The 22,379-nt window shown below is 72.5% G+C and carries 19 protein-coding genes; 8 read left to right on the top strand and 11 right to left on the bottom strand.

What is annotated here, in order from left to right:
- Window positions 1-8: 8 nt before the first annotated feature.
- Window positions 9-755, bottom strand: a complete 747-nt coding sequence (locus HUT12_RS16050) for a class II aldolase/adducin family protein (RefSeq protein ID WP_176093885.1) — start codon at window positions 753-755, stop codon at window positions 9-11.
- Window positions 756-1,105: 350 nt separating this feature from the next.
- Here HUT12_RS16050 and HUT12_RS16045 point away from each other — a divergent pair, with 350 nt between their 5' ends.
- Both HUT12_RS16045 and HUT12_RS16040 read left to right on the top strand, forming a co-directional pair.
- A complete protein-coding gene (locus HUT12_RS16045; RefSeq protein ID WP_176093884.1) occupies window positions 1,106-1,855 on the top strand; it encodes a Clp protease N-terminal domain-containing protein in 750 nt (249 codons plus the stop codon).
- A gap of 256 nt (window positions 1,856-2,111) precedes the next feature.
- A complete protein-coding gene (locus tag HUT12_RS16040) occupies window positions 2,112-2,477 on the top strand; it encodes an MmcQ/YjbR family DNA-binding protein (protein WP_131052131.1) in 366 nt (121 codons plus the stop codon).
- A gap of 48 nt (window positions 2,478-2,525) precedes the next feature.
- Here HUT12_RS16040 and HUT12_RS16035 read toward each other — a convergent pair whose 3' ends face one another.
- Window positions 2,526-4,295, bottom strand: coding sequence for a family 43 glycosylhydrolase (locus HUT12_RS16035; protein WP_131052130.1), 1,770 nt, complete (start codon window positions 4,293-4,295; stop codon window positions 2,526-2,528).
- A 392-nt stretch (window positions 4,296-4,687) separates the two neighbouring features.
- On the opposite strand from HUT12_RS16035, the gene HUT12_RS16030 reads away from it, so the two are divergent.
- Together HUT12_RS16030 and HUT12_RS16025 are read left to right on the top strand one after the other, a co-directional pair.
- Window positions 4,688-5,461 carry an MBL fold metallo-hydrolase gene (locus HUT12_RS16030; RefSeq protein ID WP_236145629.1) on the top strand — a complete coding sequence of 258 codons (774 nt, stop codon included), beginning with the start codon at window positions 4,688-4,690 and terminating at the stop codon, window positions 5,459-5,461.
- Window positions 5,458-6,039 carry a DedA family protein gene (locus HUT12_RS16025; protein WP_131052129.1) on the top strand — a complete coding sequence of 194 codons (582 nt, stop codon included), beginning with the start codon at window positions 5,458-5,460 and terminating at the stop codon, window positions 6,037-6,039. Before HUT12_RS16030 ends, HUT12_RS16025 begins: the two co-directional genes overlap by 4 nt.
- Here the strand turns inward: HUT12_RS16025 and HUT12_RS16020 are convergent.
- From HUT12_RS16020 to HUT12_RS32840, 6 genes are all read right to left on the bottom strand, one after another.
- A complete protein-coding gene (locus HUT12_RS16020) occupies window positions 5,972-8,458 on the bottom strand; it encodes a phage holin family protein (RefSeq protein ID WP_254876842.1) in 2,487 nt (828 codons plus the stop codon). The genes HUT12_RS16025 and HUT12_RS16020 overlap by 68 nt on opposite strands.
- A gap of 86 nt (window positions 8,459-8,544) precedes the next feature.
- Window positions 8,545-8,943 carry a hypothetical protein gene (locus HUT12_RS16015; RefSeq protein WP_131052128.1) on the bottom strand — a complete coding sequence of 133 codons (399 nt, stop codon included), beginning with the start codon at window positions 8,941-8,943 and terminating at the stop codon, window positions 8,545-8,547.
- 13 nt (window positions 8,944-8,956) lie between these two features.
- Window positions 8,957-11,641, bottom strand: a complete 2,685-nt coding sequence (locus tag HUT12_RS16010) for a CHAT domain-containing protein (protein ID WP_217706008.1) — start codon at window positions 11,639-11,641, stop codon at window positions 8,957-8,959.
- A complete protein-coding gene (locus HUT12_RS16005; protein WP_176093883.1) occupies window positions 11,638-11,874 on the bottom strand; it encodes a tetratricopeptide repeat protein in 237 nt (78 codons plus the stop codon). Before HUT12_RS16005 ends, HUT12_RS16010 begins: the two co-directional genes overlap by 4 nt.
- A 308-nt stretch (window positions 11,875-12,182) precedes the next feature.
- Window positions 12,183-12,560: an MmcQ/YjbR family DNA-binding protein gene (locus HUT12_RS16000; protein ID WP_176093882.1), complete on the bottom strand. Its 378-nt coding sequence runs from the start codon at window positions 12,558-12,560 to the stop codon at window positions 12,183-12,185.
- A gap of 239 nt (window positions 12,561-12,799) precedes the next feature.
- Window positions 12,800-13,477 (bottom strand): hypothetical protein, encoded by a 678-nt coding sequence (locus HUT12_RS32840; protein WP_236145627.1) that lies wholly within the window; start codon window positions 13,475-13,477, stop codon window positions 12,800-12,802.
- Between the two features lie 776 nt (window positions 13,478-14,253).
- Between HUT12_RS32840 and HUT12_RS15990 the strand changes: the two genes are divergently transcribed.
- On the top strand, window positions 14,254-14,484 hold the full coding sequence (locus HUT12_RS15990; protein ID WP_176093881.1) for a hypothetical protein: 231 nt from the start codon (window positions 14,254-14,256) through the stop codon (window positions 14,482-14,484).
- Between the two features lie 198 nt (window positions 14,485-14,682).
- A complete protein-coding gene (locus HUT12_RS15985; RefSeq protein WP_176093880.1) occupies window positions 14,683-16,107 on the top strand; it encodes a cellulase family glycosylhydrolase in 1,425 nt (474 codons plus the stop codon).
- Between the two features lie 39 nt (window positions 16,108-16,146).
- On the opposite strand, the gene HUT12_RS15980 is transcribed toward HUT12_RS15985, so the two are convergent.
- Window positions 16,147-16,857, bottom strand: coding sequence for a siderophore-interacting protein (locus HUT12_RS15980; protein ID WP_131057408.1), 711 nt, complete (start codon window positions 16,855-16,857; stop codon window positions 16,147-16,149).
- A 124-nt stretch (window positions 16,858-16,981) separates the two neighbouring features.
- On the opposite strand from HUT12_RS15980, the gene HUT12_RS15975 reads away from it, so the two are divergent.
- Entirely contained in the window at window positions 16,982-17,545 is a 564-nt protein-coding gene (locus HUT12_RS15975) for a GNAT family N-acetyltransferase (RefSeq protein WP_176093879.1), read from the top strand.
- 116 nt (window positions 17,546-17,661) lie between these two features.
- Here the strand turns inward: HUT12_RS15975 and HUT12_RS15970 are convergent, their stop codons facing one another.
- Together HUT12_RS15970 and HUT12_RS15965 are read right to left on the bottom strand one after the other, a co-directional pair.
- The gene (locus HUT12_RS15970) at window positions 17,662-18,750 is read right to left on the bottom strand and encodes a sporulation protein (protein WP_176093878.1); all 1,089 of its coding nucleotides are present in this window, start codon (window positions 18,748-18,750) and stop codon (window positions 17,662-17,664) included.
- Window positions 18,751-18,958: 208 nt separating this feature from the next.
- Window positions 18,959-20,389 carry a glucose-6-phosphate dehydrogenase gene (locus HUT12_RS15965; protein WP_176093877.1) on the bottom strand — a complete coding sequence of 477 codons (1,431 nt, stop codon included), beginning with the start codon at window positions 20,387-20,389 and terminating at the stop codon, window positions 18,959-18,961.
- 211 nt (window positions 20,390-20,600) lie between these two features.
- Here HUT12_RS15965 and pgi point away from each other — a divergent pair, with 211 nt between their 5' ends.
- Window positions 20,601-22,235, top strand: coding sequence for a glucose-6-phosphate isomerase (pgi, locus tag HUT12_RS15960; protein WP_176093876.1), 1,635 nt, complete (start codon window positions 20,601-20,603; stop codon window positions 22,233-22,235).
- The last annotated feature ends 144 nt before the right edge of the window (window positions 22,236-22,379 follow it).

Below are 22,379 nucleotides of genomic sequence, written 5' to 3'. Positions count from 1 at the left end.
GGGGTCGGTCAGAAGCGCAGACGCAGGTCGAGGTCGCGGACGTGCTCCGGGAAGGGCACCGGCCCGCCGAGCGGCTGGGCGCCGACGCTCGACACGGCCGCCTCCTCGATCGCCACCACCAGGCTCGCCGCGTGCTTCGCGTCGTCCCCGGCGACGAGCAGGCCGTGGTTGCCGAGCAGGACGCCGTAGGTGTCGGGGTGGGCCCGGTAGGTGTCGGCGATGGCGCGTACCGCGTCGGCGGTGCCACGCGGTGCCCAGGGTGCGACCGGGACGTCGACGGCCTGGCCGTGCACCAGCAACGCCTCGTACCGGGCGGGCAGGCTGGTCGAGGCGAGGGCGTAGCTGGTGGCGTAGGGCGAGTGGGTGTGGATGACGGCGGCCACGTCCGGGCGGGTGCGGTAGACGCCGACGTGCATGGTGAGGATGGCGGCCACCGACGGGCTGGGCGTGCCGAACAGCACCTCGCCGTCGAGGTTCACCACGACGACCTCGTCGTTGACGGTCCGCAGAGCGGGTACGCCGACGCGCAGGTCGTCGGCGGGCCACGGGCGCAGCAGCTCACCGGCGTTGATCGCGAGCAGGTCGTGGTGGCCCGGCAGCCGGACGCTGATGTTGCCGTGTCCGCTGGCGGACATCGCCGAGGCGGCGAAGATCCGGTTGATGCCGGTGGTGAGGTCGGTCCGGGCGGCGGCCAGTTCGTCGGCACCGAAGGGTGCGTCCCGCAGTGCCGAGGGGGTGGGGATGTGCTCAGTCATGACGTCACTGCCTTGTCGTTGTCGGGGTGCCGGTCGACGCACCGTGCGGCGGGCAGGCGAAGGCAGCGTCCGAGGTCGGACGCGTGCGTGTACCGGTGCGTGGGGTGGGGGAATGCCGTGGCGCGGGCCCTCGGCGATCTGCGGCCGGGTCAGCGGCAGGGACAGAGCGCGCTGCCGGTGCGACCGTAGTCGACCGCGCGGCGGGCGGTCAGCGGCGTTGGCATAACCCTAGTATGCCCCTAGGATTTGCAGGAGATCAAGCCGGTGGACGCTGTGACCTGCACCCCAGCCCCGACCACACCCCGACTGCGGCCCCGTTCCCGCCCCACTCCCGCCCCGACAGGACCCACATGCCCAAAATCAACGTGTACCTGCCCGACGCGCTCGCCGAGCGGGTACGCCAGGCCCGGTTGCCGGTCTCGCGGATCTGCCAGGCCGCGCTTGCCCAGGCGCTCGACGGCGTCGACCGGGCCGCGCACGACGCGGTCGCCGACCTCGCGCTGCCCGAGCCGGTCGACCTGGCACCGCCGCCCAACCACCACGTCGCGGCGATCCTGCGCCAGGCGTACGACGTCGCGGCGGCTCGCGGGGCGGCGCTCGTCGAACCGGTCGACCTGCTCCAGGCGTTCCTCGACGAGGGCGAGAGCCTGGTGCTGAACGCCGTCGAGCTGCTCGGCTTCTCGGCCGCCTCGATCCAGGCCGCGATCGACGGAGCCGTCGGCCGTCGGCCGGGCCGGTCCCGCGCCTCGCGACGGAACGGCGGGGCGACGCCACCCACGTTGGGCACCGGCGCCCGCACGACGTTGACCACGGCCGCCACCCAGGCCGCCGCACACGGGTCCGCCACCATCGCCGGCAGCCACCTGCTGCTCGGGCTGACCACCGATGACGGCACCGCCGGTGCGGTACTGCGGGACGTGGGGGTCACCGAGGTGGTCACCCCCGCCGTCCTGTCCGCGCTCTACTACGGTGCGACCTTCGGCCGGGTGACCACGGACCGGGACGCGGACACCGCCTCGCTCCGGATCATGATGCTCGACGTGCTCGACCGGCTCGACCGGCTGCACCACCAGATCACCGGGCCCGCGCCGGGTCGCTGAGGCTCCGGCCGCTCCCCGCGCCGCCTCACCCGTCCGCGTCCGCGTCACCCGTCCACTTGTCGCTCACCGGCCGGAGTCACGTCGCTGCTCTCCGAGTGGTTCCCCCCTCGCAGGGCAGTAGTCGGCCGGGGCGGATCCGGTCCGGGGTCCCAAAGTCTGTCGAGCACGGCGCGGGCTGCCGGCGGGGCATCGGCCCGCTGGTGCGGGTCGCGAGGCGTTCGCCGGTCCCGGCCTCCGGGTGCCGTACGGTGTATCGATGACCGACTTGGTGGCGACCATCCGAAGGGTCTGCCTGGACCTGCCCGAGGTCACCGAACGCCCGAGCCACGGCACGCCGGCCTGGTTCATCCGGGGCAAGAAGTCCTTCGCCCAGGTGTGGCCGGACGGCCATCACCAGAACGACTTCCCGCACCTGTGGTGCGCCGCGCCACCGGGCTCGGCAGAGGAGCTGATCGCGTCCGCCCCGCAGACCTACTTCCGTCCGCCCTATGTGGGGCATCGGGGCTGGGTGGGCGTACGCCTCGACACCGGTGTGGACGAGACCGAACTCGCCGAGGTCGTCGAGGACGGGTACCGGGTGGTGGCGCCCAAGACCCTGCTCGCCCGGCTCGACGCCCGCTGAGAGGCACTACCGTGGGCCCGGTCGGCGGCCGGGCCCACGGCGTGCGGCTCACTGGAACGACACGTCGTCCAGGTACAGGCCGTCGGTGCCCGCTGCCGTCTCGACATAGAGGCGGGCACCGGTCAGACTGCCGCTCCACGACACCGTGGCGGTGCCGGTGAGCTGGGTCCAACCGTTCGCGTTCACCGTCGCCGCCGGGGTGAGCTGCACGTAGTTCGTGGTGCCGTCGGCGGTCACCGCCAGCGTCGGGCGCACCGACGGGGTGCCGCTCTGCGACCGCACCCAGAGCGTCGTGGTGTACGTGCGGCCGTTGGTCAGCTTCGACGTCACGTCCTGGCTGGGGCCGTTCCACGACGCGGTACGCCCCGAGTGCAGCAGCGAGCGCGTGCCGCCCCGGACCACGCTGGTGTTCGACGCCAGCGTGCCGGCGCCGAAGACCGTCCAGCCGGTCGTGCCGCTCTCCATGTCGCCGTTGGTGACCAGGTTGCCGCCGGTGCCGGTGCCGCCGGTGAAACGCCAGTTGTTCATGTTGAACAGGTAGCCGCTGCCGCCGGTGAAGCGCAGGTACAGGTCGCGGGTGCCGGTGGCGCCGCTGACGTTGCAGGTGGTGTTCGCCCAGTTCTGCCAACCCCCGGTGCCCGGCACGGCACAGGTCCCGACCAGCGGGCCGGTGCTGCTGTCCAGCCGCAACTCGATGGTCCCGCCGCTGGTGCCCGAGGCCACCCGGGCGGTGAAGGACGAGGCGCCGGTGCCGAACGCGACGCCCTTGACCCGGATCCAGTCGCCGTTCTCGATGAACCCGACGTTCATCCCACCCTCGCTGGACACCTCGGTCTCGATGCCGTTGGCCCAGTCGATGGTCTCGGCCTCCTGCGTCACGTACGGGTTGAGCGTGCCCACCTGGGGCGGCCCGGCGGTGGTCATGTTCATCGTCGGGATCGACCCGTCGGCGTTGTAGGTGAAGCGTTCCACCGCCACCGACCTGGTGTAACCGCCGCCGCCCGGCAGCGCGCCGTTGTGGTAGAAGAAGTACGAGTTCCCGGCGAAGTCGATGATGCCGGGGTGGTTGGTGAAGCTGCTGCCCTGCCTCGGCATGACGGTGCCCCGATAGGTCCACGGGCCGGTCGGGCCGGGGGCGGTGGAGTAGCCGATGAATTCCGAGCAGCACTCGGCGGCGAAGACGTTGTAGTAGACGCCGTTGCGCTTGTAGACCCACGGCCCCTCCTCGTAGAGGGTGGGTCGGCTCGCGTTGCCGGTGCGAGTGCCGAAGCCGGCCGTGGTCAGCGGGATCTGGGTCGGGCTGCCGGAGAACGAGATCATGTCCGAGTTCAGCCGGACGTACCACAGGTTCGGGTTGCCCCAGTAGAGATACGCCTGACCGTTGTCGTCGATGAAGGCGTGCGGGTCGATCTCGTTGTTGCCGACCAGCGGCCGACCCAACGCGTCGCGGAACGGCCCGGTCGGCGAGCTGGAGACGCCGACACCGATCACCATCTGCCCGTTGGAGCGTTGCCGCACCGGCACGTACCAGTAGAACTGGCCGTTGCGGGGGACCACGTGCCCGGCCCACGCGTTGGCGTCGGCCCAGGCGAACGTCCCCAGGTTCATCGGGGACCCGTGGTCGGTCCAGTTCACCATGTCGGCCGAGGAGAAGACCCGCCACTCCCGCATGGTGAAGTAGGTCGAGCCGTCCTCGTCGCGTCCGGTGTAGAGGTAGACCCGGCCGTTGTGCACCAGTGGCGCCGGGTCGGCCGTGTAGACGTGCTGCACGAGCGGATTGTCCGCCTTCGCCGGAGCGGCGAAGAAGATCACCATCATCAAGGGAACCGTCAGCCAGGCGATCCCACGTCTGGCTCTGGCGCTGCGCGGCAGCGCGGACACGAAGCTCACAACGGACTCCTGTTCCGGTGGTGGCGCGCTCGCCGGACCAGCCGTACGGGGACGGGAACGGCGGGACGAGCGGTGCCGGTCGACCGTGACCGAGGCGGTGTTAGCGACAACATCAATTCCTCGGCTGCCCGCCGGAGAGCCGCAGAGGGCGTGCTCACCATCACCACCGATGCGAACGCTAACATGTGAGCGATCACACAGACAAGGATGAGCATCTATCTCTTGGCGCGTCGGGCGGGAGCCCGGCACCGCCCCGCACCACGGCCGCCGAGGGGGTGCAGACCTGCACCCGTTACGGTGGCAGGCGTGTCGAGGGCGGGGTGGGTGACGGTGTGGTCGAGCTGACCTGGCACGGTCACAGCACCGTGTGGATCGAGGACTCCGGCACCCGACTGCTCACCGACCCGCTGCTCCGCGACCGGCTCGCCCACCTGCGGCGGCGACGGGGACCCACTCCCCGGTTGTCGGCCGCACCGGACGCCGTACTCGTCTCGCACCTGCACGCCGACCACCTGGACCTCGCGTCGCTGCGCCGGCTGCCCCCGGACACGCGGCTCGTCCTCCCGGCCGGGGCCGCGCCGCTGGTGCGGCGGGGCCTGGGCGCGACCGCCGACCGGTACACCGAGTTGGCCCCCGGCGAGGCGACCACGATCGGCGAGGTCACCGTCACCGCCGTGCCCGCCGCCCACCCCGCCGGACGCGGCCCCTGGTCGCGGCACCAGGCACCGGCCATCGGCTACCTCGTCGAGGGGCGGGCGCGGACCTGGTTCGCCGGGGACACCGGCTTCTTCGCCGAGATGGACTCGCTCGGCCCCCTCGACCTGGCGCTGATCCCGGTCGGCGGGTGGGGACCCACACTCGGCCCGGGCCACCTCGACCCGGAGGGCGCGGCCGAGACCGCCCGGCGGGTGGCGGCAGCGTGGGCCGTACCGATCCACTACGGCACCTTCTGGCCGATCGGGTGCGACCGGGTCCGGCCGGACCGGTTCTTCCAGCCGGGCGACGACTTCGCCCGGCACGCGCGACGGATCTCCCCCGACACCCGGGTACGCGTCCTCCAGCCGGGTGAGTCCCTCACCGTGCCCGGCGCATGACGGCGGCCCTCGGCACGCTGGCGTGGCTCACGCTGGTGGTGATGTTCGGCGCGGTCGTCCCGGTGGTGCCCACCGGGGCGGCGGTCAGCGGTGCCGCCGCCCTCGCCGCCCACCAGGACCCGGTGACCGTGCTCCTGGTCGTGTTCGCCGGGGCGCTCGGCGCGTACCTCGGTGATCTGGTGGTCTTCGCGGTGCTCGGCTGGGGCGGCGAACGCATCGCCCGGCGACTGCGCTGGCTGCGCGGGCCGCAACGGCTGGACCGGCTGTCGGCACGGGTACGCGAGGGCGGTGTCCCGATGCTTTTGGTCTCCCGGCTCGTGCCCGGCGGCCGGTTGCCGGTGCTGCTGGCCGCGGCGATGGCCGGGATGACCTGGCGGCGGTTCGCGGTGGCGAACCTGCCCGCCGTCCTGCTCTGGTCGGCCCTCTACGCGATGATCGGCGTGCTCGGCCGGGCCATCTTCCCCGAGCCGTGGCAGAGCGTGCTCGCCGCGATCGTGCTGGTCCTGCTGGTCACTCAGGGGTGGAGCCTGCTGGGGCGACGCCGGCCCGAGCCGGCTCATCCACCGGCGACGCCATAGCCGGTAACCGCACTCCGGTCTCCCCCGGACGCGGTCGGGGGGTCGGCTGACCCGGCCGGCCCGCCGGAGCGAGCCTGTCCCCCGCGTCGGACCCCGCCGCCGTTCCGGCGGGCCCCTCCGCCATGCCGGACCGGGTCGGTGCGTCGCCCACCCCGTGCGCCGGGTCGTCGGGCTCGTCGGGGCTGCGCAGGCCGAGCCGGGACAGCCAGTCGAGCAACTGGCGGTGCACCGCGTCCGGGCCGACCAGCTCGCCCTCCTGCGGCCAGTCGGCGGGATGCACCAGCAGCGCGTCGTTCTGCCAACCGCCCAGGCCGCCGTGGCTGCCGACCAGCTCCTCGAAGGCGGTCACCTCTTCCAGGCCGGGGTCCACGGAGCTGATCAGCACCAGGTCACCGACGTGGTCGATGCCCTGGTGCCGCAGCAGGTCGTGCCGGGCCCTCGGCCCGTACGGCAGCAGCGGGTCGTCGCCCTCGACGTGCCCGTCGGTCAGCCGGTGGGTCCCGGACCGGCCGACCGCCAGCGCTCCGGCGGCCGAGTCGACGACGACCACGCCGACGCCGGGATGCGCGGCCAGACCCGCCACCAGCCCCGGCGTCACCTCGTCGAGGCGCTCGCGGGTGAGCCGCCCCGGATGCCGGGTCAGATAGACCATCGCCAGATTCCCGGAGGCCACCACCACGGTCTCCGGTTCGGTACGCCCCGACGCGGCAGCCTGCTCGTGCGTCGGGTGCGGGCCACGGGCCGCCTCCGGCCGGGCACGTACCGCCATCCGGGTCGCGGTGGCGGTCACGCCGCTGCGGCCGGACACCTCGCTGAGCAGGGTGTCGACCCGGGCCTGCTCCTCGGCGTTGCGGGTGGTCTCGTGCTCGCCACCGGCGAGCGCCGCGTCCCGGCCAGGCCCACGTGGGCGTCGGCGCGGTGCCGGCGCGGGCTCGTCGACGCCCGGGGCGACCAGTCGGGACACCACCTGGGTCAGGGTCTCGCCGTACCGCTGGCGGAACGTCGCGCCCTGGCTCTGGCCGTGGTCGCTGAGCACCACGATGTGATAGCGCCGCGTCGCCTCGGCGGCCAGCCGTTGCAGGATGCCGAGGGTGTGGTCGAGCGACTCCAGCGCCGCCATCGCCTCCGGCCGGGCCGGGCCGGCGTGGTGGGCCACCTCGTCGTAGTCGACGAAGTCGCAGAAGACGACGGGGGCGCCCCGGGCCATCTGCTCGGCGATGAGCGACACGTTGAGATCGCTGAGCAGGCTGGCCAGCGGACGCAACGCCAGGTAGGAGCCGCCCCGGTCGGCCCGGGGCTGTACGCCGCGCACCCGTCGCCGCCGGGCGGCGTGCAGTTCCCGCAGCACCTGCCCGGCACCGAGCACCACCGTTCGGGCGAAGCCGTACGGGCTGGTCATGAACGCCGCATAGCCGGGCGTGGAGCGGCCGGGCAACCCGGCGTGGCTGACCGTCAACAGGGTGGTGGGGGCGTCGCCGGAGAAGGCGGTGCTGATGCTCACCCCACCGTCGCGCAGCAGCCCCCGGCCGGTGGAGATCCGCCGCTCGACCTCGGCCGCGTCGCGGGGACGACTGGTCACCACGAGCCGCCCGGGCGGCACGGTCCCGTCGGGGCCGGCTGGTGCCTTCTCGTACCAGCGGTAGGCCGGCACCCGACCGAACTCGCCGTGCAGCAGGCCGGCCTGGGCGGCGGGCGTGGTGGCCGGCAGCCCGGTGTGCCAGCGGGTCATCCGGTGGCTGCGTGATCGCAGCCACCGGCCCATGGTGGGCAGGTTGCCGGCGCGGACCGCCCACTGCAGCACCGGGGCGGCCACCCCGTCGAGCTGGATGACGAGCAGGCCCTCGGCCGGGACCTCGCCGGGCGTGTCCCGCCGGGCCGGGCCGCTGCGGCGCCAGCGCCACCAGCGGCGACCATCACGGTCGGTGGAGCGCCGGACCCGGCTCATCAGCCGCAGCATCTCGCTGACGAAGGTGTCGTCGGTGCCGGCGTCGGCGAGCCAGTTGACCACGGCGGCCAGCGCCACGGCGAGCCAGGCGGCGGCGAACGCGACGGCGAACCCGGCGACGTGCGCCTCGGGGGCCAGTTGCAGTGCCACGTACATGACGACGGCCTGGACGCCCACGCCGATGGTCAACGCACCGAGTCCGCCGAGCGCGGTGGCCAGGGCCAGCAGCACCGGCCGCAGCACCGCCCCGACGCCGGTGACCAGGGCCACCAGCCAGAGCAGGCCGACCAGGCCGCTGATGGTGACGCCGGGCAGCAGCCAGAACGTCGTGCTGAGCACCAGGAACGAGGTGACCATGCTGCGCACCAGGGCGCGTACCCGGGCGAAGGTCGGCCGGTAGTCGCGCAGCACCCGCAGGGCGACCCGGACGGGTTCGGGCAGAGCGCGGCGCTCGGCATCCACCTGCGGTTCCATGCCGCCACCATGTCACACGGCACCAACAAGATCGAAAAGCCGGACCCGGGTTCCCGGCCGGTGGTGGACCCGCGCCGCGCGGACGGTCAGGGGTCGAGACTGGTGGCGTTCTCCGGCGGCCCGGACAGCGCGGTCGTGATCCATCGGCGCTGGGTCGCGTCCCACGACAGGAGCAACCAGCCGGGCCGGTACGGCGGCAGCGGGAGGTTCTCCAACCGCAGTGCCATCTCGGACGTGACCTGTTCCGGCAGCCGCAGCACCACCCGCGCGGCGGCAGCGGTGAGCGTGACGGTGCCCTCGGTGCGGATCTCGTCCTGCACGTCGCGGCGAGCCCGGCGGGACAGTCTGTCCCGGATCAGCTGGTAGACGTCCTCCCCCGCCTTCGTGGCCAGCGCCTGGACGAACGGCAGCAGGGTGGACCCGGCCAGCGCGCCGATGAGGAGTTCGGTGGCACCCCGGTCGGTGTCGTCACGTCGATCGGTCACATCGACCATCGTGTCACGGACCGACGTGCAGGAAGGGCGCCCAGAGCGCGGGCCGGTCCGGTTGCGCGGCGCGCAGCGTACGCACCGCCTGGTGCAGGGCCGACGCGGCGTCGTCGGCCCCGCTCAACCGGGCGTAGAAGTCGGCCGCGACGCCGGGCGCGACGGCGTCGTCGATCGCCCACGCGGTGCCGACCACGTGCCGGAACCCGGCGATGTGGCAGGCACCGGCCACGTGCAGCGCCTCGTCGTTCAGGTCCTCGTGGGAGACCCCGGTGTCGCACGCCGACAGGTAGGCGATCTCGGCACGCGTCAGCCGCAGCCGCGCGATGTCGGCGACGGTCAGCGGGGCGGCGGCGTGGTCGTGCAGGACGAGATGCCCGTCCGCGCTCCCGTCGGCGGCACTGACCGCGTGACCGGCGAAGTGCAGCCACGGGTGCCGGGGCAACGCGTCGAGCACGGACCGCCGGACCGCGCGCGCACCCAGGAGCACCGCGCTGCCCGGATACCGGGCGGTCAGCATCCGCACCTCGGTCGGCACGTTCGGCAGGTCGCCCAGTCCCGGCGTCTGCGGCAGGGCCACCACCAGCGGCACGGCCGTCCGGGCCGCCGGACGGGATCGCCAGGCGGTGACCAGGCTGCGCACCGTCGGGGCATACGAGGAGACGACCCGGTCCAGCACGCCCGGTCCGTCCGCCGGCCCGGCGGCGTGCAGCGGGAGGCTGGTCAGCGGCCCGGTCGGCACCCACCACAGCCGCGAGCCGGACGGCGGCGCGAGCACGTCGAGCACCGGCGCGGCGACGGTGGCCCAGAGCCAGTCCAGGGTCTCGGCGACCGTGGACCGGGCCTCCTCGCGCAGTGGAGCGGGCAGGCTCGGCCGGTTGGTGCGGGTGACGGCCGCGCGCAGCCGCCGGGCCCGGTCGACCACCTGGTCGAGACTCAGCCGCAGCGGTACCACCCGCACCCCGCCCCCGGCGAGCACCAGGGCGTCGCACCGCAGCCCACTGATGTTGAGCACCACCACGGGACCTCGCCGGGCGATCTCGGCGAGCAGGTCGTCGACGGGGGGCGGGCGCAGGAACCCGGCGAGATCGTCGACGCCCCGGATCTCCTCCAGCAGCGCGTCCCAGTCCCGGGCCAGCGCGTGCCGGTCCTCGCCGGGCACCGTCAGGTCGTCCGGCAGGGAACTGAAACCGATCCCTTCCGGCCGGTCGAACGCGTTCCGCACCGCCTCGAAGCGGTCCGCCAGGTCGGCACGCCGTCGACGCAGCTCGGTCAGCTCGGTCCGGGCGTCCAGGGCGTGCCCGAGCAGCACCCCCCGGCCGTGTTCGAGCAGCCGCAGCGCGTCGAGCGGGTCACCGGCCGAGATGGCGCAGGCGGCGGCGTCCCGGGCCAGACCGACGAAGGCACCCAGGTGCCGTTCCCGGTCGGCGTGCGTGACACGCCTCGGCGCGGTCCGGGGCAACAGCTCGACCGCCAGGTGGTACGCCTGCCGGGCCCCGGCGAGGTCCCGTCCCCGGCTGCTGGCGAGGAGGGCGTTGGCCCACCGTCGGGCGGCCTCGACACGTACGCGGACCGGTGCGGTCGGGTCCCGCGCCACCCGCCGGAGGATGGTGATGGCCTCCTGGTACGCCTTCGGCTCGCCGCTCACCGCCCACACCGTCAACGCGGCGGCCTCGCCGAGCAGGGCATCGGCCCGCAGGTAGTGCCCCTCGGGCACGGCCGCCGCCGCGTCCCGGGCGGCACGGGCGAGCCGGCGGGCCTCCCGGAGACGGGGTACCTCGGCGGCGAGTCGGGTCACCTCCGCCCGTCGGATGCCGGCGAGCACGAGCATCCGCTCCGCCCGGTTGGGGTGCCCCTCGGGCGTGGCTCGCACCGCGTGCTCGGCGAGCCGTCCCGCCTCGGCCAGGTCGGCCGGGTGCCGCCCGGCGGCGTACCGGTCGACCAGGACGAGCGCGAGGTTCGACTCGAACCGCGCCCGCAGCGGGTGTCGGTCGCCGGCCGCCGCCACCGCCTCACGTCCCCGCTCGACCGCCTCGTCCAGCAGGACCCGCTCCCGGCCGTTCGTCGAGCGGTACCGCAGCCGCAGTATCTCGGCGAGGTTGGAGAGCATCCCGGCGAGGTCGTCACCGGGCCCGGCCGCCGTGACCGCCTCGCGGGACACCTCGACCGCCTCGGCGAGGGCGGACGAGTCGTCGTACCGCAGCGACAGGGTGAGCAGCCCGTCGGCGAGGTTGGTCAGCCGGCCCGCGCGGCGCGGATGGGTGGGACCGGTCGCCGCCAGCGCCGCGCGGACCTGGGTCACCGACTCGACCAGGTCCGCCTCGACGCCGGTACGCCGCCAGCGCAACCGCAGCACACCACCGAGGTTGGCGTGGAAGGACGGCGTGGCGGGGGTGCGCTCGTTCGGATACATCGCCAGCGCGTCCCGGAACAACCCGACCGCCGCGTCCAGGTCGGCCAGGTCACCGAAGCGCTCGTAGCGGGACCAGCGGGCCGTCCCGAGACCGTTGGCGGCGGTGCTGCGGATGTCGACGTTCCGGGCGACCCTCAGCACCTCGGTGAAGACGGCGAGGGCGAACTCCAGGTCCCGCAGTGACCCGGTGCGCTCGTAACTGTCGTGGTGGGCCTCGGCCTGACCGCAGGCGCCGACGAGGAGGTGGTACTGCGGTGTCCCCCAGGCGTCGGGGATGCCGGTCACCGGTCGGGCGGATTGTCGGGCTCCGACGACAACCGTCGCGCGAACGCCTCACCCAGCGGGTCGCCGATCCGGCGGAACCACTCGGCGGCCTCCTGGTTGCGTCCCTGACCCATCAGATAGAGGGCGAGGTTGGCCATCCCGTCGGTGCTGCCGGCCTCGGCGGCCCTGCGGAACCACTGCGCTGCCTCGTCCGCCCGGCCGCCGAGCTTGAGGGTGATCCCGAGACGGTTCATGTCCTCCGGTGACCCGCCCTGGGCGGCCTGCCGAGCCGCCGTCTCGGTGGGCAGTGGGGTGACGCTGATCCCCGGCCCCAGCCCAGGGCCCGGCCCGGCCGACGGTCGCGCCTCACCTGACGGTCGTTGCGTACCCGTCGGTCGTCGCGCACCCGACGGTGGTGCCTTCCGCTTGCGCCACCGACCGAACATCGCGCACCCCCGGGACATCGACTGTCGTCCAGTCTTCACCGGGCCTTCACGCCGTGCAGTCCCCGAGGAGGAAACCCGACACTGCCCGCCGCCCCTCGCCGGGCGGACGGCGGCGGTCAACGGAGGGCGGCCTCGTCGAGGTCGACGGCGAGCGACTCCGGCGCACGCATCCGCCAGGCATCGGTCACCAGCTCGGCGAGTCGGTCGACCCCCACCGCCGCCAGGCGCAGCATGACCAGGGGCAGCCCGTCGTAGCCGGGGGTGGTGAAGAAGAGGTCGGGCTCGCCGAGCAGCAGGGCCTGCTTCTCGGCCTCGTCCCCGACGAAGAGCACGGCCACGTCGGTGCGGATCACGCGCGGCTTGCCGGGCCGGCGCTCGGGGTAGGACCAGACGAACCCCTTGTCGGCCACCCGGAAGTCGAAGCCGTCGCTGTCGTTCTCGACCACGTGGGGCAGCGCGAGCGCCAACCGACGGACGTCGTCCGCGTCAGCCATCAGGACCCCTTCCGTCCGCACGGTCGCGACACGACGACAGGCTAGCCGCCGGGTCGGACATCACGGCGACTCGGCCGGGACGCCGTGGTCGGCCGGCGGTCATTCGCGGGCCCGTACCTCGGTGGCCCGCACGGGCGGCGATCTCCCGCCGCTGGCGGCACCACGCTTCGCGCCTGCCGGTACGACGACGGCGGGGGCGGGACCTCTCGGTCCCGCCCCCGCCGGTCAGGCGCCTGTGCTCAGGAGGTGAACTTGTCCAGGGCCAGCTCGATGGCGCCGTTGTCCGGCTGGGCGTACGACTTCAGGGTCTCCCGGTTGTAGGAGATGAAGCTCGGGCAGCGCCCGGCCGGGGCGTTGATCCGACCGCCGTCGCCGACCTTCTCGCCGGTCTGGGCGTTGTGGAAGGTCAGGGTGTAGCGCGAGGAGATGTAGTCGACCGTGATCTGCTTGTCGTCGCGGTCCTTGTACTGGCACTTGCGCGGCTCGCCCTCGCTGCCCTGCACGAAGGTGAGGCAGCCGACGACCGAGACGGTCGCCCAGTCGGAGGTCCGGGCGTAGTACGGCTTGTTGAAGCCGACCGACTTGCTCAGCCAGGAACCGGGGCGGTCCGGGTTGTTGGCGAAGGTGTAGACCTTGGCGCCCTTGGGGGAACTGTACGGCGCGGCGTTCAGCACCGGGTTGCCGTCGCACACCGCGTTGAAGTCGCTGGAGTTGCGGGCCGTGACGGCGTTGTTGTTGCCGTTGCCGCCGTCGTTGTCCGGCTCGGCGGGCGTCGGCGAGGGCTCCGAGCCTTCGCCGCCGCCGTTGTCGCCGTCGGGCGAGGGGCTGGTGCTGGCGGCGATCTGCGTGGGCTCGTCGTCGTCACCGAGCATGAAGTAGCCGATGGTGCTGCCGCAGGCGACCAGCACGGCCATCACGGCGGCACCGATGCCGAGGCCGAGCCAGACGTTCCGGTTACCGGACTTCTGCTGGCCCTGGACGGCGTAGGGCGGAGGAGGGGGCGTGGGTGCGCCGTACGGCGATGACGGGTACCCCGGGGCGCCAGGCCCGCTCGTGGGATATCCCGGCGCGCCGGGCCCGCTCGTGGGATATCCCGGCGCGCCGGGCCCGCTCGTGGGGTAGCCCGGGGCGCCGCTCGTGGGGTAGCCGGGGGCGCCCGGCCCGCTCGTGGGAGCACCCGGCGGCATCGGGTAGCCCGCCGGACTGCCGGGCGGCATCGGCGGCGGACCGGGCGGGTTACCCCACGGGGCGGCGTTCGGGTCCGGCTGCCCTCCGTACGGAGAGTGGCTGTCGCTCATCTGAAACCCTTGTCAAGTCGAGAGGCTCACTACCGATGATCAGAATCAGGGTAGTGAGCAGCGCAAATCGTGGTGGCACACCTGTGCCACCGTCCCGTGCCGTGGACACGTCACCCACCGGAAACAATCACTCTGGGTATCCACTGTGCTGCCGTCCGCGAATCTCGCGCTTCCCACCGCACGGAAACGGGCAATCATAGGGACCCAGCGTGATCTTTGCCATACGGCAAGCGAGGCAACGATCCGGCAACGATCCGGGACATCGACGAACCCTTCCAGGCTCCTGATCGTGCGTTCAGGAATGGCGTTTCCTGGTCCGGGGTGGACGCACACGGCGGTGTGGGCCGCGCCGGTGGCGGGTACCAGAGCGACACACCGGCGACGAGGAGGACGACATGACCGAGCCCCGCTACACGCCGATCGCGTTCGCCGCGGCCGGCGATCTCGTACGCACCGACGGCGACCCCGATACCGGCGAGGTGGTGGGCGCGGACGACGCGGCGGCCGACGCCGCCCGGGCCGGCGCCGACATCGACCTGACCGGGGCGCAGCGCGACACCGACCCGACGCCGGTCGGCGCCGCCGACGCCGAGGCCGACCGGCGACGTGCCGCCGGTGAACTCTGACGCTCGGCGCCACGACACCGTCCACGGTGACGCCCCGGGAGAGCCTCCCGGGGCGTCACCGCGTCACCTCGCTTCGACGGCGCTAAATATTGCGCGGGTGTTTCCGACCATCGTAGGCTGCCGTGGGAGCGCTCCCGCGCCTTCGTCCTTTCTCGCCGGAGGGCCGTACCCCACCATGACCAGATTGCGACGGTTCCCATGAAGCATCCTCCGCGCCGCGCCCGGCGCCTCCTGGTCGCGGCCGGTGCCGTCGGCGCGCTGACCCTCGGCACGCTGGCCGTCCTGCCCACGACCGCCGCGATGGCCGCACCCGGCTGTTCGGTGACCTACACGACGAACAGCTGGTCCGGCGGGTTCACCGCCAGCGTGACCATCACCAACGTCGGCGACCCGATCAACGGGTGGACGCTCGGTTTCCGTTTCCCGGACGGCGGCCAGCGCCTGGCGCAGGGTTGGTCGGCGACCTGGAGTCAGAGCGGCAGCGAGGTCACCGCACGGAGCCTGAGCTGGAACGGGTCGCTGGCCACCCGCGCCAGCACCACCATCGGCTTCAACGGCACCTTCACCGGCGCCAATCCGGCACCGACCTCGTACACCCTCAACGGCACGGTCTGCACCGGCTCGACCACGCCGACCACTCCCCCGCCGACCACGCCGCCACCGACCACCCCACCGCCCGGCGGGCAGACCCCGGTGGCCGTCAACGGGCAGCTGCGGGTCTGCGGGGTCAACCTCTGCAACCAGTACGGCCGGCCGATCCAGTTGCGCGGCATGAGCAGCCACGGCCTCCAGTGGTTCGGCAACTGCTACAACGACGCCTCGCTGGACGCGCTCGCCACCGACTGGCGGGCCGACCTGTTCCGGATCGCCATGTACGTGCAGGAGGACGGGTACGAGACCGACCCGGCGGGCTTCACCAACCGGGTCAACGCCCTGGTCGAGGAGGCCACCGAGCGGGGCATGTACGCGATGATCGACTTCCACACGCTCACGCCCGGCGACCCGATGCACAACCTGGAGCGGGCCAAGACCTTCTTCGCGGCGGTGTCCGCACGGCACGCGTCGAAGAACAACGTGATCTACGAGATCACCAACGAGCCCAACGGGGTGAGCTGGTCGACCATCAAGAACTACGCCGACCAGGTCATCCCGGTCATCCGTGCCAACGACCCGGACGCGGTGGTCATCGTCGGCACCCGGGGCTGGTCCTCGCTGGGCGTCTCCGAGGGCTCCAACCACACCGAGATCGTCAACAACCCGGTGAACGCGAGCAACGTCATGTACGCGTTCCACTTCTACGCCGCGTCGCACCGGGACAACTACCGGGCCGAGGTCGAGCGGGCCGCCGCGCGGCTGCCGTTGTTCGTCACCGAGTTCGGCCTGGTGGACTACACCGGTGACGGCGCCGCCGACCTGGCCAGCAGCACCCAGTGGCTGGACCTGCTCGACCGGCTGAAGATCGGGTACGCCAACTGGACGTTCTCCGACAAGGCCGAGGGCAGTGCGGCGTTGCGGCCGGGCACCTGCAACGGCAGCAACTACACGGGTACGTCCATGCTGACCACCTCGGGCGCGTTCATGCGCGAGCGCATCCGGACCCCGGACAACTTCCCGACGAGCTGACCGACGGCGGCCCCGGCGCAGACCCGCCGGGGCCGCCGCTCACCGGGCGTTCCAGTAGCCCACCCCGGTCAACTGCTGGCGGCCCACGCCGAGACCGCGTCGGATGTGCTTGACGATGCTGCGGGCGGTGGCCGCCTCGCAGGCAACCCAGTAGTAGCCGCCGTCGCTGGCCTTCATCCCGTCGCGGACGGTGTCGACCAGGTGCCGCCCGTCGTCGCGGCGCGGCACCCACACCACCTCGTGGTGTGCACGGGCGCGGGCGGCCAGTTCCTTCTCGTCCTCGTGGGCGTACTCGATCCAGACCGTCGCCGGGATGTCCCGCGCGCTGTCCAGCAGGCTGTTCACCGCCGGCAGCGAGGCCGCGTCCCCGACCAGATAGAGGTGCCGGGGCGCCGGGTCGGGCAGGGCGAACCCGGTGCCGTGCACGGTGGCCTCGATGGTGTCGCCGGGGCGGGCCGCGCCGGCCCAGCGGGCGGCGACGCCGTCGTGCAGCGCGAACTCCAGGTGGAAGCGGCCGGTTTCCGGGTCCGGGTCGACGAGCGTGTACGCCCGCTGGTGCGCCCGTCCGTCGTTGTCGAACCAGAGCCGGATCCACATCGTCGGGTGGACCTCACACTCCTGGAGCAACCCGCCACCGTCGACCAGCAGACGTTGGTACCGCTCGTTCACCGGCGCGGAGTCCAGGACGGTCAGTCGGAAGTTCCGTCCTCCCATCGCCTTGAGGACCAGCGACTCCCAGTTCCGCTTCACCCGTGCCTCCTGCTACCGTCCCGGAAAGTTAGGTTAGGTTAACCTAACTCGCCGATCGTGGCGAGGACCCGGCGCTCCGACCGCGTGAGGGTCCGCCCGCCCGGCCCATCCGAAGCGAGGCAGCATGTACCAGGAGAAGATCGCCGACCTCGGCACCCTCAGCCTGACCACCGTCGACCCGATGGTCGACGCCGAACTCCTGCACGGCTGGGTCACCCAGCCCCGCGCGGTGTTCTGGGGCATGGGTTCGCACACCCTCGACGAGGTGCGCGAGATCTACGAGTTCGTCGACGCTCTGACCACCCATCACGCGTACCTGATCCGGATCGACGACGTGCCGATCGGCCTGTTCCAGACGTACCAGCCGGCGGCCGACCCGGTCGGCGAGCGCTATCCCGTACGCCCCGGCGACATCGGCATGCACCTGCTGCTCGCCCCGCCGCCCGGCCTGCCCCGCGCGCTGGCCGGTCCGGTCGGCGCCGCCCTGGCCCGGTTCCTGTTCCTGGACCCGACCCGGGACCGCATCGTCGTCGAGCCCGACGTCCGCAACGACGCGGCCCGCCGCCGACTGCTCGCCGAGGGGTTCACCCTGGCCGAGGAGATCGACATGCCGGACAAGCGCGCCCGGCTCGCCTTCCTCACCCGGGCCCGGTTCGAGGCGGACCGACCGGCGCTGACCAGCCACTAGACCTAGACCCGGCACACGACACCGCCCGGCCACCAGTGGGGAGCCTGGCGACCGGGCGGCCGTCGCGGGTGGAGACCCGCTTCGTGGTGACGTCGACGGGGCGACGAGTCAGCGAGTCACTCCTCGCCGCCGTCGTCGCCCTCGTCGTCACCGAAGGAATCGAAGACCTCGTCGGCGACCATGCCGCCGGCAAATCCGAGCGCCGCACCGCCGACCACACCGGCGGCGACCGCGCCCATGCCGGGCCCGCGCCGCTCGTGGTGCTCCTCCTGGTGGTGCCCGTACATGGGCTGCTGCGGCGGGTAGCCGACCGGCTGGCCGTAGCCGGGTTGGCCGTAGGCGGGCTGGCCGTAACCCGGCTGCCCGTAGCCCGGCTGGCCGTAACCCTGCGGGCCGGGCTGGGCGAAGGCCGCGCCGGGGTGCAGGGTGCGGTACTGGTCGAGCGCCTGACGGAACCAGCCGTCGACCTCGGCGGCCCAGTCCCGCTGGTCGGCGTCGGCGTGCGCCACGCGGTAGCGGCCGTAGGAGTCGTGCCCACCGGTGAACAGGCCACCGCGCCGGTCGAACTCCAGCACGATGTCGACGCCCTGCTCGTCGGCGAGGAAGGTCAGCTCGACCTCGTTGATCTCGTGGGCGTACTGCGGCGCGGCGAAGTACTCGATCTCCTGATAGAAGGGCAGCGTCTGGCGCGCCCCGGCGATCTGCCCGTGCTCCAGGTCGGCGCCCTTGAACTGGAAGCCCAGCCGCCCGAACGCCTCGAGGATCCGCTCCTGCACCGGCAGCGGGTGCACGTACACCGGGTCGAGGTCGCCCTTGTCGACCGCGCCACGGATGGCGACCTCGGTGCGCAGGCCCATGGTCATGCCGGGCAGCCGCTGGCCGTAGACGTCGGTCACCGGGGTCTGCAACGGCATCGGGATCTGGAACGGCAGAGCCAGGTGCTGCCCCTCCGCGAGGCGCAGCCCGCCCGCGACCGGCACCCGGTGGAACTCGACGGTCGCGTCGTGGTCGCCGTCCGCGCCGTCGACCTCGACGCGGGTGACCAGGCTCAACACGACCTGGTCGATGTCCACGTCCTGGTTGCCGCCGGTCAGGTTCACCTGGCCGGTCAGCATCGAGCCGGGGCGGGTGCCCGGATCGGACAGGACCGTGTCGACGCTGGGCGCGCCGATCCCGAAGGCACCCAGCATCTTCTTGAACACCACGAGCTTCTCCCTCGACCACAGGCGCGACCGTGGCACGGACGTGAAACTTCTACGCCTCAGCCGTTGTGTCGCAACGGAATCGGCGCCGTCCATCATGGATCCCGTCGAGACGGGAAGCTAGCACCGGTGCCTGAAAAGTAGCTGAGAGATATCACACTGTCACCATCAGTGAGAATCCCTCACGCGGTGCAGCCGCCGGTCGCCCTGGTCAGCCGCGTACCGGGCCGAGCAACGAATCCTCCGGACCGGCCGAACCGGCCGCGTACTCCTGCAACGGCACGCTCCCCGCCTTCCAGGCCGCCAGCACCGGCTCGACGATGCGCCAGCACTCCTCGGCCACGTCGCCCCGCACCGACAGCGTCGGGTCGCCCTCGAACGCGCCGCGCAGCACCTCGCCGTACGCGGGCAGCTCGCCGGGGCCGAAGTCCGCCATCAGGTGCACCTGGTCCAGGTCGAACGGGTTGCCGGGGCCGTTGATGTTCAGGTTCAGCCCGAGACAGTCCGGCCCGAACCCGATCCGCAGGCGGTCCGGCTCCTCGTACCCGGTCAGGCCGTCGGGCACCCGGGCCGGCTGCTTGAAGGTGATGACGGCCTCCTTGCGTACCGCCGAGGTGGCCTTGCCGGAGCGCAGCCGGAACGGGACGCCCGCCCAGCGCCAGGTGTCCACCTCCAGCACCACCTCGGCGAGGGTCTCGGTGTTCCGGCCCGGGTCCACGCCCTCCTCCGCCGCGTAGGCGGGCAGGTGGCGGCCGTCGATGTCGCCCGCCGTGTACCGGGCCCGGCGGCTCGCCGCCACCGGGTCGTCCTGCCACAGGCGGACGGCCCGCAACACCTGCGCCTTGCGCCCGCGCAGCTCCTTCGCGCTCAGCGTGGGCGGCGGTTCCATGCCGAGCAGGGCGAGCACCTGGAGCAGGTGGCTCTGCACCATGTCGACCAACGCGCCCGCACGGTCGTAGTAGCCGGCCCGACCCTCCAGGCCCAGGGTCTCGTCGAAGACGATGTCCACGCAGGCCACGTGGGTGTTGTTCAACACCGGCTCGAAGATGCGGTTGGCGAAGCGCAGGCCGAGCAGGTTCAGCACGGTGGACTTGCCGAGGAAGTGGTCGATGCGGTGCACCTGGTCCTCGGGCACCAACGTGGCCAGCAGCTCGTTGAGCGAACGCGCCGAGATCCGGTCGACGCCGAAGGGCTTCTCCAGCATCAGCCGGGTGCCCGGCGGTACGCCGATGCGGGCCAACGCGGCGGCCGACCGGGCGGTCACGAACGGCGGCAGCGCGAAGAAGATCACCACCGGGCCGGCACAGCCGCTGAGCAGCCCCCGCAGGTCCTCCTCACGGGTCACGTCGGCGGTCACGTACCGGGTCTCGCGGAGTACGTCGGCCTCGACCGGCCCCTGCGCGTCGACACTGGCGAACGAGTCCGCCACCCGGCGACGCCAGCGCTCGTCGTCCCAGTCCTCCATGCCGCTGCCGATCAGCCGCAGATTCGGCACCGCGCCGCTGGCCAGCAACCGGCCCAGCCCGGGCAGCAGCAACCGGCCGGTCAGGTCCCCGCTGGCGCCCAGCACCAGCAGCGTCTGCCGGGGGGCTGCGGAGGTCGCGGAGGCGGCTGCGGGATTCTTCGGTGCCGGCGTCGTCATGCCTCCACCTTGCCCTGTCCGTTCCCGCGTCGGGCAGCGACCCCGCCGACGTCCGCCGCCCGTGCGCACAGCGCATCGACACCCGCGCGGATCGTGACCGGTGACCCCGCGTCCGGCCCGGTGCGGCGATCTTCGTGTGGCAGGCTGGTCCCATCCCGCCGGCCGGACGACGCCGGCGGCGCGCCTACCCTGCGAGGAGACGATCGATCCGATGGCTGCGGACGTCACCACCACCGACGAGTGGCAGGCCCTGCGCAAGCACGCCGACGAGATCCGCGCGACGCACCTGCGGGACCTGTTCGCCGGTGATCCCGACCGGGGCGAGCGGTTGACCGTCGAGGTGGCCGATCTCTACGTCGACTACAGCAAGAACCTGGTCACCGACGAGACCCTGGCCCTGCTGACCGCGCTGGCCGAGCGGGTCGGGCTCACCGACCGGATCGCCGCGATGTTCGCCGGAGCGCACATCAACGGCACCGAGGACCGGGCCGTCCTGCACACCGCGTTGCGGCTGCCCCGCGACGCCACGCTGACCGTGGACGGTCAGGACGTGGTGGCCGACGTGCACGCCGTCCGGCAGCGGATGGCCGACTTCGCCGACCAGGTGCGGTCCGGCCAGTGGCGCGGACACACCGGCGAGCGGATCCGCACCGTGGTCAACATCGGCATCGGCGGCTCCGACCTCGGACCGGTGATGGCGTACGAGGCGCTCAAGGCGTACCGCGACGCCGGCATCTCCTGCCGGTTCGTGTCGAACATCGACCCCACCGACATCCACGACACCACCGCCGACCTGGACCCGGCCAGCACGCTGTTCGTGATCGTGTCGAAGACCTTCTCCACCCAGGAGACCCTGGCCAACGCCCACCAGGCCCGACGCTGGCTGCTGGCCGGACTCGACGCGGGCGACGAGGCCGTGGCCCGGCACTTCGTCGCGGTCAGCACCAACGCCCAGCGGGTGACTGACTTCGGCATCGACCCGGCGAACATGTTCGGCTTCTGGGACTGGGTCGGCGGACGCTACTCGCTGCCGTCGGCGGTCGGCCTGTCGGTGATGCTCTCCATCGGCCCGGCGCGCTTCGACGAGATGCTGGCCGGCTACCACGCCATGGACGAGCACTTCCGCACCGCACCGCCGGCCCGCAACGCCCCGGTGCTGCTCGGCCTGCTGAACATCTGGTACGCCAACTTCCTCGGCGCGCAGACCCACGCGGTGCTGCCCTACTCGCAGTACCTGCACCGGTTCCCGGCCTACCTGCAACAGCTCACCATGGAGAGCAACGGCAAGTCGGTCCGCACCGACGGGCAGCCCGTGGCGTACGACACCGGCGAGATATTCTGGGGCGAGCCGGGCACCAACGGCCAGCACGCCTTCTATCAACTGCTGCACCAGGGCACCCGGCTGGTGCCGGCCGACTTCATCGGGTTCAGCGAGCCCAACCACGAGATCGGCGACATGCACGACCTGTTCATGTCGAACTTCTTCGCCCAGACCGCCGCGCTGGCCTTCGGCCGCACCGCCGAGCAGGTCGCGGCGGAAGGTACTCCGGCCGACCTCGTACCGCACAAGGTGATGGCGGGCAACCACCCCACCACCTCGATCACGGCCGACCGCCTCACCCCCGCGGCCCTCGGCCAACTGGTCGCCCTCTACGAGCACATCGTCCTCACCGAGGGCGCGATCTGGGACATCAACCCCTTCGACCAGTGGGGCGTGGAACTCGGCAAGGTGATGGCGAACCAGCTCGCTCCCCTGCTCACCGGCGACGGACCCGACCTGACGACGCTGGACAGCTCCACCGCCGCCCTCATCCGCCGCTACCGCACCCAGCGCAACCGCCTCTGACCCCTCCCCTAGCGCCTCGACGCTCGACGCGTTGATCAAGAGGTTTGGTTCACGGAACCCGCGCGTAGAGGACCAAAACCTCTTGATCAACACGGGCTGGCGCCACGAAACCCGCCGATCATGGAGTTGTGGCGGCGGCAAGTG

This window comes from Verrucosispora sp. NA02020 (assembly GCF_013364215.1).
Classification (GTDB): Bacteria; Actinomycetota; Actinomycetes; order Mycobacteriales; family Micromonosporaceae; genus Micromonospora.
The sequence above is the reverse complement of the archived record's forward strand: the minus strand, read 5'-3'. Positions and strand labels throughout refer to the sequence as shown.

Excerpts from the sequence above, each read along its gene's own strand:
- HUT12_RS15965 (WP_176093877.1), bottom strand. The coding sequence starts at position 20,389 with ATGACGACGCCGGCACCGAAGAATCCCGCAGCCGCCTCCGCGACCTCC.
- HUT12_RS16000 (WP_176093882.1), bottom strand. The coding sequence starts at position 12,560 with ATGGCTGACGCGGACGACGTCCGTCGGTTGGCGCTCGCGCTGCCCCAC.
- HUT12_RS16050 (WP_176093885.1), bottom strand. The coding sequence starts at position 755 with ATGACTGAGCACATCCCCACCCCCTCGGCACTGCGGGACGCACCCTTC.
- HUT12_RS15985 (WP_176093880.1), top strand. The coding sequence starts at position 14,683 with ATGAAGCATCCTCCGCGCCGCGCCCGGCGCCTCCTGGTCGCGGCCGGT.
- HUT12_RS16045 (WP_176093884.1), top strand. The coding sequence starts at position 1,106 with ATGCCCAAAATCAACGTGTACCTGCCCGACGCGCTCGCCGAGCGGGTA.
- HUT12_RS15975 (WP_176093879.1), top strand. The coding sequence starts at position 16,982 with ATGTACCAGGAGAAGATCGCCGACCTCGGCACCCTCAGCCTGACCACC.
- HUT12_RS15990 (WP_176093881.1), top strand. The coding sequence starts at position 14,254 with ATGACCGAGCCCCGCTACACGCCGATCGCGTTCGCCGCGGCCGGCGAT.
- HUT12_RS16040 (WP_131052131.1), top strand. The coding sequence starts at position 2,112 with ATGACCGACTTGGTGGCGACCATCCGAAGGGTCTGCCTGGACCTGCCC.
- pgi (WP_176093876.1), top strand. The coding sequence starts at position 20,601 with ATGGCTGCGGACGTCACCACCACCGACGAGTGGCAGGCCCTGCGCAAG.
- HUT12_RS16035 (WP_131052130.1), bottom strand. The coding sequence starts at position 4,295 with ATGATGGTGATCTTCTTCGCCGCTCCGGCGAAGGCGGACAATCCGCTC.
- HUT12_RS16025 (WP_131052129.1), top strand. The coding sequence starts at position 5,458 with ATGACGGCGGCCCTCGGCACGCTGGCGTGGCTCACGCTGGTGGTGATG.
- HUT12_RS16005 (WP_176093883.1), bottom strand. The coding sequence starts at position 11,874 with ATGAACCGTCTCGGGATCACCCTCAAGCTCGGCGGCCGGGCGGACGAG.
- HUT12_RS16020 (WP_254876842.1), bottom strand. The coding sequence starts at position 8,458 with ATGGAACCGCAGGTGGATGCCGAGCGCCGCGCTCTGCCCGAACCCGTC.